Here is a 14847-nt window from a genome sequence, read left to right on the forward strand (position 1 = left end):
GTCTCGCCCCCAACTGCTACGCATTTCAACTATATTGGGGACAGTCCGCGGATGCGGGCCCGCCCCGCGCACCGCGCCGTCGAGCACCGGAGGGAACCATGAGCAGCACCGAGAGCCGGCCAGAGCACGAGGCCACCGCACCCAAGAACGGCGAGGAGCATTCGACGCGAGGCGCCTACGTGAGCGCGGGAAAGGCCTTCGACCGCGACATGACCTACATCGATGACCGGATCACGCGCGACGGCCGCGACGGCTGGCCGGTCGAGGCCGGTCGCTACCGGCTGATCGCGGCCCGCGCCTGCCCCTGGGCGAATCGCACCCTCATCTCCCGGCGGCTCCTGGGCCTCGAGGACGTGATCTCCGTCGGCATGCCCGGCCCCACGCACGACAAGCGCTCCTGGACCTTCGATCTCGATCCCGGCGGCGTCGACCCGGTGCTCGGCTACGAACGCCTGCAGCAGGCCTACTTCGCCCGCTTCCCCGACTACCCGCGCGGGATCACCGTCCCCGCCGTCGTCGACGTGCCCTCCCGGGCCGTCGTCACCAACGACTTCCAGCGCATCACCCTCGACTTCGCGACCGAGTGGACCGAGCACCACCGCGAGGGTGCCCCGGACCTCTACCCGGAGCCGCTGCGCGAGGAGATCGACGCGCTGACCAAGTGGATGCTCCACCGCGTCAACAACGGCGTGTACAAGGTGGGCTTCGCCGGCTCGCAGGAGGACTACGAGCGCGAGTACGCCCTGCTGTGGGAGGCGCTGGACGAGCTCGAGGAGCGCCTCGGCCGCAGCCGCTACCTCCTCGGCCCCTCGATCACCGAGGCGGACGTGCGCCTCTTCCCCACCCTCATCCGCTTCGATCCCGTCTACCACGGCCACTTCAAGGCCAACCGGCAGACCCTCGCCTCCATGCCGAACCTGTGGAGCTACACCAAGGACCTCTTCCAGACCCCCGGCTTCGGCGACACCGTCGACTTCGAGCAGATCAAGCGGCACTACTACTACGTGCACGAGGACCTCAACCCCACGCAGATCGTGCCGCTCGGCCCGGCGCTCGAGCCGCTGATGGTGCCCCACGATCGCGATCGCCTCGAGACCGACACGTGGGGGCCGGGAGGCACCGCCCCCGAGCCGCCGCTCGCGGCCGAGGTCGTCGATCCCGCGCACACGCCCCTGCACGTCGCCGGTCGCTGAGCCGCCGACCGACGACGGGGGCCTAGCATGGGCGGCGCCATGACCGACCATTCCCCCGCCCTCGTCGTCGAGGACCTCGCCCTTTCCTTCGGCCCCGTCCGCGCCCTCGACGGGGTCGACCTCGTCGCCCGTCACGGGCGGGTCACCGCGCTGCTCGGCCCCAACGGTGCCGGCAAGACGACCACCATCTCCTGTGCGACGGGCCTGCTGCGACCTGCGGACGGTACCGTACGGGTGCTCGGGGTCAACCCCTGGCGCTCCACCGCCGAGCACCGCGCGCAGGTCGGCGTGATGATCCAGGACGGCGGGCTCACCTCCGGCGCGCGCACCCTCGAGCTCCTGCGCTACGGGGCCTCGCTGCACGCCCACCCCCTCGACGTCGACGAGGTCGCCGAGTACCTGGGGATCACCGACTTCGCGGACACCCTCGTGCGCCGTCTCTCCGGCGGTCAGCGCCAGCGGCTCGCCCTCGCGCTCGCGATCATCGGGCGGCCCCGCCTCGTCTTCCTCGACGAGCCGACGGCGGGCATGGACCCCGAGATCCGACGCCGCGTGCGCACCCTCGTGCGCGGCCTCGCCCAGCAGGGCACCGCCGTGGTCCTCACCACCCACCTGATGGAGGACGTGGTGGGGCTGGCCGACGAGGTGTGCGTGATCGCGCGGGGCCGCACGGTGGCCGCCGGGACGGTCGCGGAGGTCATCGAGGACCACCGCGGCTCCGGCGCCGACGGGTCGGTGACCGCCCGGCTGAGCGGCATCGCCCCCACCGCCCGGGCGACCCTCGAAGAGGATCTCCGCGCGCTCGCCGCCCGCCACGGCGCGCGACTCGAGCTGGGCGCCGCCGGGGCGGCGGACCTCGAAGCGGTGCTCCTCGACCTGACGTCCGCCGCGCCGACGACGGAGGAGATCCGATGACCGCCCCCGACCTCTCCGCCGACTCCCGGGCGGGCGATCCCGCCTCCCCGACCTCCCAGGCCCCGTCGAACGCCCCGTCCTCCGGCCCGGCACCGGCCCCGAGACTTCGCCGTATCCTCGCCCATGCGCGTCTGGAGGCGCGCACCCTGCTGACGAACGGTGAACAGCTGATGGTCGCCATCGCCGTCCCGGCCTTCGTGCTGATCGGTCTGCGGCTGCTGCCGGTCGGCCGGCTCGAGGGTGTCGCGCCGATCGACACCGCGGTCGCTGCGACTCTCGCGACGGCGCTGGTCTCGACCTCCTTCACCTCCCAGGCGATCCAGACCGGCTTCGACCGGCGCAACGGCGTGCTGCGCTGGGTCGCCACCACCCCGCTCGGCCGGGACGGCTATCTCGCCGGGAAGGTGCTGGCGACCCTGCTGGTGCACGTGCTGCAGGGAGCGGTGCTCGGCCTGCTCGCTCTGGCCCTGGGCTGGCGTCCGGAGCTGTGGGGACTGCTCGCCGCCCTTCCGGTGTGGCTCGTCGGCACGGTGGCGTTCGGCGCCCTCGGCCTGCTGCTCGCGGGTCGGCTGCGCACCGAGGGCGTGCTCGCCGCCTCGAACCTCGTCTTCGTGCTGTTCGTGGTGGGAGGCATTTCCTTCCCGGTCGCGCAGTACCCCCGTTTCCTGCGCGGCCTCGTCGACCTGCTCCCCTCGGGCGCTCTCGGCGAGCTGCTGCGGGCCTGCCTCGCGGGCTCCCCGTTCTCGATCGGCTCCGCGCTCGTGCTGGTGATCTGGGCCGTGGGCGCGAGCCTCGCGGTGATCCGCTGGTTCCGCTGGACGGACGCCTGAGGGCTCGTCCGACGTGCCCCGGGTCACCGCGCGGGGCACAGCGGATCCACGGGCGGGCTCCCTAGAATCGAGGGCATGCCCTCCGCCCCCGTCGCCCCCGCGGCTGCCGCGCGCGCTCCCGAGCGCCACGGCAGCGTGACCACCCTTCCCGACACCCGGTTGGACTGGGGGCCGCGGCGCCGGGGCCGTCTCGCCCAGGTCGTGTTCTGGGGGAACCTGATCAGCCAGATGGGCATCATCCTCTCGGGCGGAGCGGTGCGGCTGACGGGCAGCGGACTGGGCTGCTCGACGTGGCCCAACTGCGAGCCGGGCACTTTCACGCCCGAGCTGACCCTCGAGTCGGGGATCCATCCCTTCGTCGAGTTCGGGAACCGGATGCTGACCGGCGTGCTGTGCGTCTTCGCCGCGGCGCTGCTGCTGGTGACCTGGCGGTGGCTGTCCCACAAGGGCGTCGGCTTCCGTCGCCTGGCCTGGGTTCCGCTGCTCGGCACGATCCTGCAGGCGCTGATCGGCATGGTGGTGGTCTTCGCCGACCTCCACCCCGGGGTGGTCAGCCCGCACTTCCTGATCTCCCCCGTGCTGGCGGCGACCTCGATGGTGCTGCTCGTCCGGCTCTACGACGGGGACGGCCCCGTGCGCCGGGCCGTGCCCCGTGCAGCGGTGTGGATCTACGTCCCCCTCGCCGCGGTGGGCTTCCTGGTGCTGGTCCTCGGCACGATCGTGACCGGCACCGGGCCGCATTCGGGCGATGCCGGGGACGTCACCCGGATCATGCTCGACCCGGTGCTGATCTCCCGGGTGCATGCGCTCTCGGTCTACCTCTTCTGCGCCCTCCTGATCGCCCTGCTCGTGGTCCTCGTCCGCACCGGAGCCCGCCGCGAGGCCCGGGTCGCCGCGTGGTGGCTGCTGGGCATGACCTTGATCCAGGGCGTCATCGGCTACGTCCAGTACTTCACCGGGCTCCCCGAGATCGTGGTCTTCCTGCACCTGATCGGGGCCGCCCTCTTCGGTGCCGCCATCGCCTGGGTCGGGGCACGGCTCGTCACCTGGCAGGAGGCGACGGCATGATCCTCGGTCGCCGCCGTCGCTCCTCCACCGCCGAGCTGCCCACCCTCGAGCAGGCCCGGCCCGCCGGCGAGTTCGTGGCCTCGGTGCTCTCGCACCTGCGGGAGACCGTCGAGGTCGGATGGAACCTGCTCGAGGTCGACGCCGAGGCGCACCGCCTGATCCGCGAAGCGGGGGCGACGAGCTGCTATCTCGACTATCACCCGGCCTTCGGCGCCTCCCCCTTCGGGTACGTCATCTGCACCTCGCTCAACGACGGCGTGCTGCACGGACGCCCCTACGACCGGGTGCTCGAGGACGGCGACCTGCTCTCCCTCGACTTCGCGGTCTCGCTCGAGGGCTGGGTCGCCGACTCCTGCCTGACGATCCCAGTCGGCACCCCGCGGGAGGAGGACCTCCAGCTCATCCGAGACACCGAGCAGGTGATGTGGGCCGGGATCGACCAGGTCACCGCCGGGGCAACCGTGGGCGACATCGGGAACGCGGTCATGCACCGGGCCCACGCGCTGGGCTACACGATCAACGACCGCTTCGGTGGGCACGGCGTGGGCCGCACGATGCACGAGGCGCCGTTCGTCCCGAACCACGGCACCCCCGGCTCGGGCGCCGAGCTGGTCGCCGGGCAGCTGATCACGGTCGAGCCCTTCCTCGTCCCGACCACCTCGGAGCTCCGGGTCGACGAGCGCGACGGCTGGACCCAGCTCTCCGCCGACGGGTCCCGCGGCGCGCACGCCGAGCACACCCTGCAGGTCACCGACGGGGCGCCGATCGTGCTCACCGCTCGGGCGGACGACCCCTCCCCGCGCAGCTCGCTGGGCTGAGCGCGCTCAGCCGAGCACGGCGCGCAGGGTCGCAACGATCCCGTCGGCGTCGAGGCCCTGAGCGGACAGGATCTGGTCGCGCTTGGCATGGGCGATGAACTCCCCCGCGACGCCCAGGGTGCGCACCACCGGAGCGGGATGCGCGAGGGTCGCACGGGACTGGAGCCGCACGGCGAGAGCCGCGCCGACGCCGCGCTCGGCGAGGCCGTCCTCGAGGGTGACGACGGCGCGGGCACGACCGGCGAGCTCCAGGAGCGGCTCCGCGAGCGGCAGGGCCTGCACGGGATCGATCACCAGGACGTTGAGGTCCGTCCGCTCGGCGAGCAGTTCCTCCGCGGCCAGGATGGCGCGGGGTGCGAGGGCGCCGATGCTGACCAGCAGCAGGTCGATCGGCGCCTCGTGGTCGCCGGCGAGCACGTCCCCCGCGGGGATCCGCGTGCGGGCCGGCTGGACGGGCGGGCAAGCGCCCTTCGGGAAGCGGACGATCGAGGGTCCCGGAGTGTCGAGCGCGGCGGGGACCGCCTCCTCGAGCCGCTCGGCATCGCGCGGTGCCCACAGCGACAGACCGGGGACCTGGGCCGCGAGGGCGAGGTCCCAGATGCCGTGATGGCTGGGGCCGTCGTCGCCGGTCACGCCGGCGCGATCGAGGGTGATCACGACGTCCTCGTGGTGCAGGGCGATGTCCAGGAGCAGCTGGTCGTGGGCACGGTTGAGGAAGGTCGCGTAGAGGGCGACCAGCGGTCGGCGCCCGCCGGACGAGAGGCCCGCAGCGGTGTCGAGGGCGAGCTGCTCGGCGATGCCGACGTCGAGGACGCGTTCGGGCATCTCCCGCTGCATCGGGGTGAGGCCGACGGGGTCGATCATCGCGGCGCTGAGGGCGACCACGCGCTCGTCGGCGCGGGCGGCGTCGAGCACCGCTCGTCCCAACCGGGCGGTCCAGGTGTCTGCGGCCGGGGCGGCCTCCTGCTGGTCATCGAGGGCGAAGGGCCCGGTGGAGTGCCACTGGTCGACGAGGTCGGACTCGGCGCGGGCGAAGCCGGCGCCCTTGCGGGTCACGACGTGGACCAGCACTCCGGCACGGTCCTCGGCCTCGGCCAGGACCCGGGCGCGGGTGAGCGCCTGCGCGAGCGCTCCGAGGTCATGACCGTCCACGGGGCCGACGTAGCCCAGCCCGAGGGCGGTGAAGACGTCCTCGCCCGGGGCGACGTCCCCGGCGCGGAGCGCCGCGAGATGCGCGGCGAGACCTCCGACGGTCGGGGCATAGGAGCGCGTGTTGTCGTTCAGGACCACGACGGTGCGGGAGCCGCGGTCCGTGGCGAGCTCGTTGAGCGCCTCGAGTCCGACGCCGCCCGTGAGCGCCCCGTCGCCGATCACGGCGACCGTCGCCCCGTCGACCCCGGCGAGCCGATGAGCGCGGTCCAGACCGTGAGCCCAGGCGATCGACCCGGAGGCGTGGGAGTTCTCGACCACGTCGTGCGGGGATTCGGAGCGATCCGGATAGCCCGAGACGCCGCCGGCGCTGCGCAGGCCGGAGAGGTCGGCACGACCGGTGATCATCTTGTGCACGTAGGCCTGATGCCCGGTGTCGAAGACGATCGGCTCGGCCGGTGAGCGGAACTCGCGGTGGAGGGCGATCGTCAGCTCGACCACGCCGAGGTTCGGGCCCAGGTGTCCGCCGGTGCGCGAGCAGATCTCGAGCAGGCGGCGACGGAGGGTGCGGGCGAGACCGGGGAGCCGGTCGGCGGGGAGCCGACGGAGGGCCTCCGGGTCCGACGGGATCGGTACGTCGACGGGTGCCGCGGCGGCCGACGACTGCGGTGTCGTCCGGGGGCGCGGAGGTCCGGTGAGGGAGCGCTGCTGAGTGGTGGGCACGCGCGGTCCTCCCTGGGGTGCGGGGGGCGGGACTCCCTCAGAGTACGTCGTGCTGACCAGGATCGACGGCCGACATGGTCACATCTGTGCACATCTTCACCGGGGTTTCACGGTCACCGTCCGGCGTCTGCAATGGCGTGCAGATCGGGTGATCAGGGGTGCTCGTGCGGGGCGCTGGAGACCCGCGCGGACCCGTCCACGACGACGGCGCCCCGCCCGGCGTTTGCCGGACGGGGCGCCGTCTGTCACGCAGTACGTCGATCAGGCTGTCAAACTCTGCCTGACCTCCTACCGCTCGTCCCTCGCAGTACGTCGATCAGGCGGTCACCCTCTGCCTGACCTCCTACCGCTCGTCCCTCGCAGTACGTCGATCAGGCGACGAGCGAGCGCAGGACGTACTGCAGGATGCCGCCGTTGCGGAAGTAGTCCGCCTCCCCGGGGGTGTCGATACGGACCACCGCGTCGAAGGTGACGACCGAGCCGTCCTCCTTGGTGGCGGTGACGGCCACGGTCTTCGGGGTCGTGCCCTCGTTCAGCGCGGTGACGCCCGTGATGTCGAAGGTCTCGGTCCCGTCGAGCCCGAGCGAGTCGGCGCTCTCCCCCGCCGGGAACTGCAGCGGCAGCACGCCCATGCCGATGAGGTTCGAGCGGTGGATGCGCTCGTAGCTCTCGGTGATGACGGCCTTGACGCCCAGGAGCTTGGTGCCCTTGGCGGCCCAGTCGCGCGAGGAGCCTGTGCCGTACTCCTTGCCGGCCAGCACCACCAGCGGAATGTCCTCCGCCGCGTACGCCTGCGCCGCGTCGTAGATGAACTCCTGCTCGCCGGTCAGGAAGTTCTTCGTGTACCCACCCTCGACACCGTCGAGCAGCTGGTTCTTGATGCGAATGTTCGCGAAGGTGCCGCGGATCATCACCTCGTGGTTGCCGCGCCGCGACCCGTAGGAGTTGAAGTCCTTGCGGGCCACGCCGTGCTCCTGCAGGTACTTCCCGGCCGGGGAGTCGAGCTTGATGGAACCCGCGGGCGAGATGTGGTCCGTGGTGGTGGAGTCGCCGAGCTTGGCGAGCACCCGCGCACCGCGGATGTCCTCGACCGGCTCGGGGGTCTGGCCCATGCCCTCGAAGTACGGGGGCTTGCGCACGTAGGTGGACTCGGCATCCCAGTCGAAGGTCGCGCCCTCGGGGGTCTCCAGCCCGCGCCAGCGCTCATCGCCGGTGAAGACGTCCTGGTAGTCGGCGGAGAACATCTCCTGGGTGATGTTCTCGCCGATCACACGCTCGACATCGGTCGGGTTCGGCCAGATGTCGCGCAGGTAGACGTCCTGGCCGTCCTTGTCGGTGCCCAGCGGGTCGTTCTCGAAGTCGAAGTCCATCGTGCCCGCGAGCGCGTAGGCGATGACCAGCGGCGGGGACGCCAGGTAGTTCATCTTCACGTCGGGGTTGATGCGGCCCTCGAAGTTGCGGTTGCCCGAGAGCACCGCGGTGACCGCGAGGTCCTTCTCGGCGATGGCCTCGGAGATCTCCGCATCCAGCGGGCCGGAGTTGCCGATGCAGGTGGTGCAGCCGTAGCCCACCAGGTGGAAGCCGAGCTGTTCGAGGGCGGGCCACAGGCCGGCCTTCGTGTAGTAGTTCGTGACGACCTGCGAGCCGGGGGCCATGGAGGTCTTGACCCACGGCTTGGCCGCGAGGCCGCGGTCCACGGCGTTCTGGGCCAGCAGGCCGGCGGCCATCATCACCGAGGGGTTCGAGGTGTTGGTGCAGGAGGTGATCGAGGCGATCGAGACGATGCCGTGGTCGATCTCGAAGTCCCTCCCCTTGACCTGGACGGGGTTCGAGGCGCGGCCGACGACGTGCTGGTGCTCGGGCGGGGCGCCGCCCGACTCGTTGTCGGATTCGGGGGCGGCCGGGTCGGAGGCCGGGAAGGAGCCGTCGCCGTTCGCCTGCACCGGATGATCGGCGGCGTACGAGGGCAGCACCTCGCGGAAGGACTCCTTGGCCTCGGTGAGGATGATGCGGTCCTGGGGACGCTTCGGGCCGGCGATCGAGGGGACCACGGTGGAGAGGTCCAGCTCGAGGTACTCGGAGTAGGCGACCTCGATGCTCGGGTCGTGCCAGAGGCCCTGGCGCTTGGCGTAGGCCTCGACGAGCGCGAGCTGCTCCTCGGAGCGGCCGGTGAGGCGGAGGTAGTCGACGGTGACGTCGTCGATCGGGAAGATCGCGCAGGTCGAGCCGAACTCCGGGCTCATGTTGCCGATGGTCGCGCGGTTCGCGAGCGGGACCTGGGAGACGCCCTCGCCGTAGAACTCGACGAACTTGCCGACCACGCCCTGCTGGCGGAGCATCTCGGTGATGGTGAGCACGACGTCGGTCGCGGTCGCCGCGGCGGGGATCTCGCCGGTGAGCTTGAAGCCGACCACCTTGGGGATCAGCATCGACACGGGCTGGCCCAGCATCGCGGCCTCCGCCTCGATGCCGCCGACGCCCCAGCCGAGCACGCCCAGGCCGTTGACCATGGTGGTGTGGGAGTCGGTGCCGACGCAAGAGTCCGGGTACGCGCGCAGGACCGGCGCCTCCCCGTTGACGGACACCTCACGGGTCATCACGGTCCGGGCCAGGTACTCGATGTTGACCTGGTGGACGATGCCGGTGCCCGGGGGGACGACCTTGAAGTCGTCGAAGGCGGTCTGGCCCCAGCGCAGGAACTGGTAGCGCTCGCGGTTGCGCTCGTACTCGAGCTCCATGTTCTTCTCGAGCGCGTCCAGGCGGCCGGCGACGTCGATCATGACGGAGTGGTCGATGACCATCTCGGCCGGGGCGAGCGGGTTGATCTTCTCGGGGTCGCCGCCGAGGTCCTCCATCGCCTCGCGCATGGTGGCGAGGTCGACGACGCAGGGCACGCCGGTGAAGTCCTGCATGATCACGCGGGCCGGGGTGAACTGGATCTCCGTCGCGGGCTCGGCGGAGGGATCCCACGAGGCCAGAGCGCGGACGTGATCGGCGGTGATGTTCGCGCCGTCCTCGGTGCGCAGCAGGTTCTCGAGCAGGACCTTGAGGCTGTAGGGCAGCTTCTCGGCGCCCGGCACGGCGTCGAGGGCGTAGATCTCGTAGTCGGTCCCGCCGACGGCGAGCTGCTGCTTCGCGTGGAACGAGTCGATGGTGCTCATGGAAGAACTCCTCGGTTGATGGGCGACCCCCTCATCGTAGGCGCGCGCACCGACGGCGGCAGGCGAACGCGCCGACCGCCGATCCGGACGAGTGTGCAGGTGAGGTGGTGGTCTGCAGGGGCGACCCCGGCAGATATCTTGAAGTCAAGATAAATTCTACCACGGATCGGGGCCTCCAGCTGACAGGTCGTCAGCTCGGCCCGGGGCGGGTCGGCCGCCTGCCCAGAGCGGTTCAGACCCGCTCGAGGACCGCGACGGACTCGATGTGGTGCGTGTGCGGGAAGAGGTCGAAGGCCCGCAGCTCGGTGAGGCCCCATCCCTTCTTCTCGATCGCGGCGAGGTCCCGGGCGAGGGTCGAGGGCTCGCAGGACACGTAGACGATCCGCTGCCGCACCGCGGCGGCGAGCAGGTCCATCAGCTCGAGCCCGGCGCCGTTGCGCGGCGGATCCAGGACCACCACGTCGACCCCGCCGCGCCGGGCGCGCACCCAGTCGGTGACGTCGGCCGTGCCGGTCGACACCTGCGGGAGGTCCTGGAGGTTCTCCGCGGCGAGCTGGGAGGCCCGGCGGTTCCCCTCGACGGAGACGACGGTGCCGTCCCGCCCCACCTGCTCGGCGGCGACGGCGGCGAACAGCCCCACCCCGCCGTAGAGGTCCCAGGCGCTGCCGCCGCGCGGTGCGCGCAGCGCCGTCAAGACGGCCTCGCTGAGCAGCTCGGCGGCCCGGCGATGGGACTGCCAGAACCCGGTCGCCGAGACCGCGAACAGCCGATCGCCGACGCGCTCGCGCACCATGCCGTCGCCGCGGAGGGGGACGAGCCCCCGCGAGGTCCGCACGGACACGTCCACGTCACCCCACTCCTCGGGGATGCGGATCATCGCCGGGTCCAGGTCCCGGCCCACCAGCACCACCGAGGCGGGGCCGACGGAGGGGGCGACCGCGTCGATGGCCTCCACGCCCTCCGGCGCCGTCCAGGTTCCGAGGTCGAGATCGCGGATCGCGCGGGCCGCGAGCGGGTTCGCCCCGAGCGGGTGCACGTCGTGGGAGCGCCAGCCGCGCATCCCCACGTGCCCCTGCTCGTCGACTGCGAAGCGCATGCGCGTGCGCCAGCCGAGTCCGTCCATGTCGTGGGTGGCTGGCTCGACCTGCACCTCCTCGATGGGATAGCTGCTCACCCCGGCGCGGCGCAGGAGCTCCTGCATGACCTCGCTCGCGATGCGGCGCTGCGCGGGCAGGGCGATGTGGGACCACTCGGCACCGCCGATCCCCTCAGCGGAGGCCTCCTCCCACACCGTCGGGACGCGATCGACCCCGGGCTCGAGGACCTCGACCGCCTCGGCGCGCCAGAAGCGCGCATCGGGCTTCTCGGCCGGATCGTCGAGGAGGCGCGCGATCACCGTCTCCCCCGGTGCGGTCCCGCGCACGAACACGACCCGGCCCTCATGGCGGGCCACGAAGGTGCCCCCGGCGGCGGGCGCGCCGACGGAGAGGGTGAGGAGTCGTCCGTCCGGCGCCGGGCCGCTCGCGTCGCGTTCGGGGTCCGTGCTCATCGGTCCACTCCCTCTCCGCCCGCGTCTGGACGTCGCGGGACCGGCTCCGGTCGATCAGGTGGCTGCTCCGCTGGGTTCTGACAGCGGTCATGTCGGCGACCAGTGTCCCACCACCGCGGGCGTCGCGGGGACATCCGGCGCCCGGCGCGTCCGCTCAGCCCGCGTCGGCGGCCGCGCGCCGCGCGAGCAGCGCCCGGTGGAGCAGCCACACCAGGTAGGCGATGACGGCGAAGGCCGGCAGGCCCATGACCAGCTTGGCGACGCCGAGGGCGGCGACCTGGCCGGTGAGGAGCAGCGGGACCTGCACCGCGAGCTTGGCGACGTAGAGCCCGAGGAAGAGCAGTGTCGCCCGGGTGTAGACGCGGCGCGCGTCAGGGTCCTCGGCCCAGTCCTGCACCCGCGGGTCCAGCACCCCGACCACGAGACCCACGAGGGGCCGCCGGGCGAGCAGCGAGACCAGCAGCACGAGCACGGAGACGGCGTTGATCGCGATCCCCGGGGCGTAGAAGTCGGTGCCGTCGCCCGAGCGGATGGCGAGGACGGCGCCGAGGGCGACCCCGAGCAGACCGCCGAGCACCGTGGCCGGGCTCTGCCGCTGGACCAGGCGCACCACGAGCAGCACGGCCACGACCCCGACCGCGGCGAGGGCGGCGGCCATCACCGAACGGGTCACCAGGTACAGCACGAGGAAGACGAGGGTCGGCAGGACCGACTCGGCGACGCCGCGCGGCCCTCCGATCGCCTGGGCGACCGAGAACTCCTCCTGTCGCAGCACGCCGGCGAGGCCCGTGCTCGGGGCCGACGAGCCCTCCGCCGACGGCTCCGGCGCGGGAGTCGCCCCGGGGTGCTGCGGCTCGGTGCCGGGGGCGCTCATCCGACCTCGGTGATCTCGGGGCCGCGGGCCAGCGGGTCGAGCGGGCCCTCGGCGATCTGGGCGAGGCCGGGACGCTGGCCTGGAAGGTGCAGGGGGATCAGCTCCTGAGGGGCCATCGCCTCGGTGCCGCGCACGACGACCAGGCGAGAGATCAGGGTCTCGAAGCGCTCGGCCTGGGCGCGGTCACCGAGAGCCTTCCCGGTGAGGATCGCGCGCAGGAACCAGCGCGGACCGTCGACGCCGAGGAAGCGCGCCGGGCGGTAGCCGGTGCGTCCGTCGGCGCGCTTGACGGGAAGGCGGGTGATCAGCTCGGTGCCGAACACGCCGGGACGGGTCTCGGCGGTGCCGCCCTGCTTGACCACGGAGTCGCGCAGCGAGGTGCGCACCTCGTCCCACAGCCCGCGGGACTTGGGGGCGGCGAAGGCCTGGACCTGGAGGGAGGATCCTTCGATCACGAGGTTCGCGCCGGTGACGTTGCCGCTGCGCTGGTCGACCTCCATGCGCAGCTCCATACCGTCGATGGTGGGGACGAGCAGCGCTCCGAGGTCGATCCGGTCCTCCTCGGGGGCCTCGTGGGCGTCGAAAGGCCCCGCGTCGAGGTGATCCGGTCGCTCGACGGTGTCGTCGCCGTCGGCGGGTCCGTCCGCGCCCTCGGACCGGGTCTCGCCCTCGGTGTCGGCCTCCTCGCCCGGCGTCCCGGGGTCGTCGGTGTCCAGCGCGTCCAGGCCCTCGATCTCCTCGACCTCGGCCTTTTTCCTGCGGGAGAACAGTCCCATCCTCATCCCTTCTGCTGCTGCTCGCGGTCGGACAGGGCGGCGGCGAGCCCGCCGCTCGAGCCGAAGCCCGCCTGCGCCCGGTCCGTCTCGTCCAGGTCCTCGACGTCCTCGAGCACGGGGGCAAGGAAGGGCACCACGACCAGCTGTGCGATGCGATCCCCGACCCGCAGCGTGACCGACTGCTCGAGGTCCGTGTTGTGCAGGGCCACCTTGACGGGCCCGCGATACCCGGCGTCCACGACGCCGGGGCCGTTGAGCACCGTGACGCCGTGCTTCGCCGCGAGCCCGGAGCGCGGGCAGACGAGGCCGACCGTGCCGGCCGGGAGCGCGATGGCCAGGCCGGTGTCGACCAGGGCGCGACCTCCGGGCGGGATCACGACGTCCTCGGCACTCGCGAGATCGAGGCCGGCGTCGTCGTGATGGGCGCGATGGGGCAGAGGAGTCCCGGGGGCGCGACGGACCCGCAGGGTCGTGCCGCGCGGATCCGGGGAGCCGGGGGCTGAGGGCATCTCGGGCATGGGGTCCAGGGTAGGCGCTGGGACGACCGGTGCGCGCGACGGCCCTCGGCGACCTGTGCCCGGGACCTCCCCGCGGGCACCCCGGACGGGCGTGAGAACATGGCGGCATGTCCGCCGATCCCGCCGATGCCGTGTCCCCGCGCCCCGCAGGAGATCCCCCCGCGATCGGGGAGGACGGTCGGCTCTTCCATGAGCGCCTGCTACCCGGACCCGGCACCGCGGCGGTCGTCGTGCTGCTGGCCGCGGTGGTCGGCATCGCCGTGGCGCCGCTCGGGACCATCGGGGCCCTCGTCGCGGGCGTCCTCGCCCTGATCGTGGGAGCAGTAGTCATCGTCCTAGCCTCGCCCGTGCTCGAGGTCGCTGGCGGCGAGCTGCGCCTGGGCCGGGCGCACATCCCCACAGAGCTGCTCGGCGAGCCGGAGGTGCTCCGCGGCGAGGACTGGCAACGGACGATGGGGCAGGATTTCGAGCCCCTCGCCCACCACTGCACGCGGCCCTGGGTCGCACGGGGCCTGCGCATCGCGGTGCTCGACACCGAGGACCCCACGACGGCGTGGGTCGCCTCCACCCGTCGGCCCGAGGACCTCGCGCTCGCGGTGCGCACCGCGCAGGCCGCCACCGCCCGCTGAGGCGCCGACTCCGCCCGGGAACTCGAGCCCGGCTCCGGAGCACGGGGCCGGCCCGGACCGGAGACGACGACGGCGCCGCCCCTCAGGGGGACGGCGCCGTGATCGGGGCGGGTGCTCGCTCAGGCGGCGGCGCACTCCTTGCAGATGATGAGGGTGCCCTCGACGTGATCGATCTGACTGCGGTGCTTCACCAGGAAGCAGCTCGCGCAAGTGAACTCGTCGGCCTGACGCGGGAGGACCCGGACGGAGAGCTCCTCGCCCGAGAGATCGGCGCCCGGCAGCTCGTAGGAATCCGCGGCCTCGGCCTCGTCCTCATCCACCACCGGGGTCGCGGCCTCGTTCCGGCGACCCTTCAGCTCCTCGATCGAGTCCTCGCCGGACTCGTCGTCGTTCTTGCGCGGTGCGTCGTAATCAGTGGCCATCTACGGTCCGTTCTGGGTTGTCTCGAGTGTTCTCGGAGGGTCGTGCGACCTGTGGGGCGGGGGCCGTCCGTCGTCGTGGAACGCCGGCCGGTCCCCCGGTGGTCGACGCGCTTCCCAACGCGGAATGCGGCGGCATTATTGCAGAGAGGCCTGCGGGACTCAACAGGATGCCACCCGGAGCACGACACGCGGCGATCCGAGCCCTTGAGCGGGCCCGGTGAG

General features: G+C 72.3%; 13 protein-coding genes. 6 read left to right on the forward strand and 7 right to left on the reverse strand.

Going from position 1 to position 14847, the window contains the following annotated elements; translation table 11 throughout:
• Positions 1–98 precede the first annotated feature (98 nt).
• From V1260_RS10830 to map, 5 genes are all read left to right on the forward strand, one after another.
• Complete coding sequence (locus V1260_RS10830) at positions 99–1193, forward strand: glutathione S-transferase family protein (protein ID WP_329746830.1); 1095 nt, start codon at positions 99–101, stop codon at positions 1191–1193.
• A 39-nt stretch (positions 1194–1232) separates the two neighbouring features.
• Positions 1233–2108: an ABC transporter ATP-binding protein gene (locus V1260_RS10835; protein ID WP_329746831.1), complete on the forward strand. Its 876-nt coding sequence runs from the start codon at positions 1233–1235 to the stop codon at positions 2106–2108.
• Positions 2105–2938 carry an ABC transporter permease gene (locus V1260_RS10840; RefSeq protein WP_329746832.1) on the forward strand — a complete coding sequence of 278 codons (834 nt, stop codon included), beginning with the start codon at positions 2105–2107 and terminating at the stop codon, positions 2936–2938. Before V1260_RS10835 ends, V1260_RS10840 begins: the two co-directional genes overlap by 4 nt.
• 75 nt (positions 2939–3013) lie before the next feature.
• Positions 3014–4006, forward strand: coding sequence for a COX15/CtaA family protein (locus V1260_RS10845; protein ID WP_329746833.1), 993 nt, complete (start codon positions 3014–3016; stop codon positions 4004–4006).
• On the forward strand, positions 4003–4824 hold the full coding sequence (gene map, locus V1260_RS10850; RefSeq protein WP_329746834.1) for a type I methionyl aminopeptidase: 822 nt from the start codon (positions 4003–4005) through the stop codon (positions 4822–4824). The genes V1260_RS10845 and map overlap by 4 nt, the downstream gene beginning before the upstream one ends.
• 6 nt (positions 4825–4830) lie before the next feature.
• On the opposite strand, the gene V1260_RS10855 is transcribed toward map, so the two are convergent.
• The 6 genes from V1260_RS10855 to dut all read right to left on the reverse strand — a co-directional run bounded on the left by V1260_RS10855 (position 4831) and on the right by dut (position 13574).
• Complete coding sequence (locus V1260_RS10855; RefSeq protein ID WP_329746835.1) at positions 4831–6696, reverse strand: 1-deoxy-D-xylulose-5-phosphate synthase; 1866 nt, start codon at positions 6694–6696, stop codon at positions 4831–4833.
• 371 nt (positions 6697–7067) lie between these two features.
• Positions 7068–9857, reverse strand: coding sequence for an aconitate hydratase AcnA (gene acnA / locus V1260_RS10860; protein WP_329746836.1), 2790 nt, complete (start codon positions 9855–9857; stop codon positions 7068–7070).
• A gap of 232 nt (positions 9858–10089) precedes the next feature.
• Positions 10090–11406, reverse strand: a complete 1317-nt coding sequence (locus tag V1260_RS10865; protein WP_329746837.1) for a class I SAM-dependent RNA methyltransferase — start codon at positions 11404–11406, stop codon at positions 10090–10092.
• 154 nt (positions 11407–11560) lie between these two features.
• Positions 11561–12280: a DUF3159 domain-containing protein gene (locus tag V1260_RS10870; RefSeq protein WP_329746838.1), complete on the reverse strand. Its 720-nt coding sequence runs from the start codon at positions 12278–12280 to the stop codon at positions 11561–11563.
• Positions 12277–13056: a DUF3710 domain-containing protein gene (locus V1260_RS10875; RefSeq protein ID WP_329746839.1), complete on the reverse strand. Its 780-nt coding sequence runs from the start codon at positions 13054–13056 to the stop codon at positions 12277–12279. Before V1260_RS10875 ends, V1260_RS10870 begins: the two co-directional genes overlap by 4 nt.
• Before the next feature lie 2 nt (positions 13057–13058).
• On the reverse strand, positions 13059–13574 hold the full coding sequence (gene dut / locus V1260_RS10880; protein WP_329746840.1) for a dUTP diphosphatase: 516 nt from the start codon (positions 13572–13574) through the stop codon (positions 13059–13061).
• 107 nt (positions 13575–13681) lie between these two features.
• On the opposite strand from dut, the gene V1260_RS10885 reads away from it, so the two are divergent.
• Positions 13682–14203, forward strand: coding sequence for a DUF3093 domain-containing protein (locus tag V1260_RS10885; RefSeq protein ID WP_329746841.1), 522 nt, complete (start codon positions 13682–13684; stop codon positions 14201–14203).
• Positions 14204–14322: 119 nt separating this feature from the next.
• Here the strand turns inward: V1260_RS10885 and V1260_RS10890 are convergent, their stop codons facing one another.
• A complete protein-coding gene (locus V1260_RS10890; RefSeq protein ID WP_329746842.1) occupies positions 14323–14625 on the reverse strand; it encodes a DUF4193 domain-containing protein in 303 nt (100 codons plus the stop codon).
• Between the last annotated feature and the right edge of the window lie 222 nt (positions 14626–14847).

It is taken from the genome of Brachybacterium sp. J144 (genome assembly GCF_036321705.1).
GTDB lineage: Bacteria > Actinomycetota > Actinomycetes > Actinomycetales > Dermabacteraceae > Brachybacterium.

Excerpts from the sequence above, each read along its gene's own strand:
- dut (WP_329746840.1), bottom strand. The coding sequence starts at position 13,574 with ATGCCCGAGATGCCCTCAGCCCCCGGCTCCCCGGATCCGCGCGGCACG.
- V1260_RS10890 (WP_329746842.1), bottom strand. The coding sequence starts at position 14,625 with ATGGCCACTGATTACGACGCACCGCGCAAGAACGACGACGAGTCCGGC.
- V1260_RS10835 (WP_329746831.1), top strand. The coding sequence starts at position 1,233 with ATGACCGACCATTCCCCCGCCCTCGTCGTCGAGGACCTCGCCCTTTCC.
- V1260_RS10870 (WP_329746838.1), bottom strand. The coding sequence starts at position 12,280 with ATGAGCGCCCCCGGCACCGAGCCGCAGCACCCCGGGGCGACTCCCGCG.
- acnA (WP_329746836.1), bottom strand. The coding sequence starts at position 9,857 with ATGAGCACCATCGACTCGTTCCACGCGAAGCAGCAGCTCGCCGTCGGC.
- map (WP_329746834.1), top strand. The coding sequence starts at position 4,003 with ATGATCCTCGGTCGCCGCCGTCGCTCCTCCACCGCCGAGCTGCCCACC.
- V1260_RS10845 (WP_329746833.1), top strand. The coding sequence starts at position 3,014 with ATGCCCTCCGCCCCCGTCGCCCCCGCGGCTGCCGCGCGCGCTCCCGAG.
- V1260_RS10885 (WP_329746841.1), top strand. The coding sequence starts at position 13,682 with ATGTCCGCCGATCCCGCCGATGCCGTGTCCCCGCGCCCCGCAGGAGAT.
- V1260_RS10875 (WP_329746839.1), bottom strand. The coding sequence starts at position 13,056 with ATGGGACTGTTCTCCCGCAGGAAAAAGGCCGAGGTCGAGGAGATCGAG.
- V1260_RS10865 (WP_329746837.1), bottom strand. The coding sequence starts at position 11,406 with ATGAGCACGGACCCCGAACGCGACGCGAGCGGCCCGGCGCCGGACGGA.
- V1260_RS10830 (WP_329746830.1), top strand. The coding sequence starts at position 99 with ATGAGCAGCACCGAGAGCCGGCCAGAGCACGAGGCCACCGCACCCAAG.
- V1260_RS10840 (WP_329746832.1), top strand. The coding sequence starts at position 2,105 with ATGACCGCCCCCGACCTCTCCGCCGACTCCCGGGCGGGCGATCCCGCC.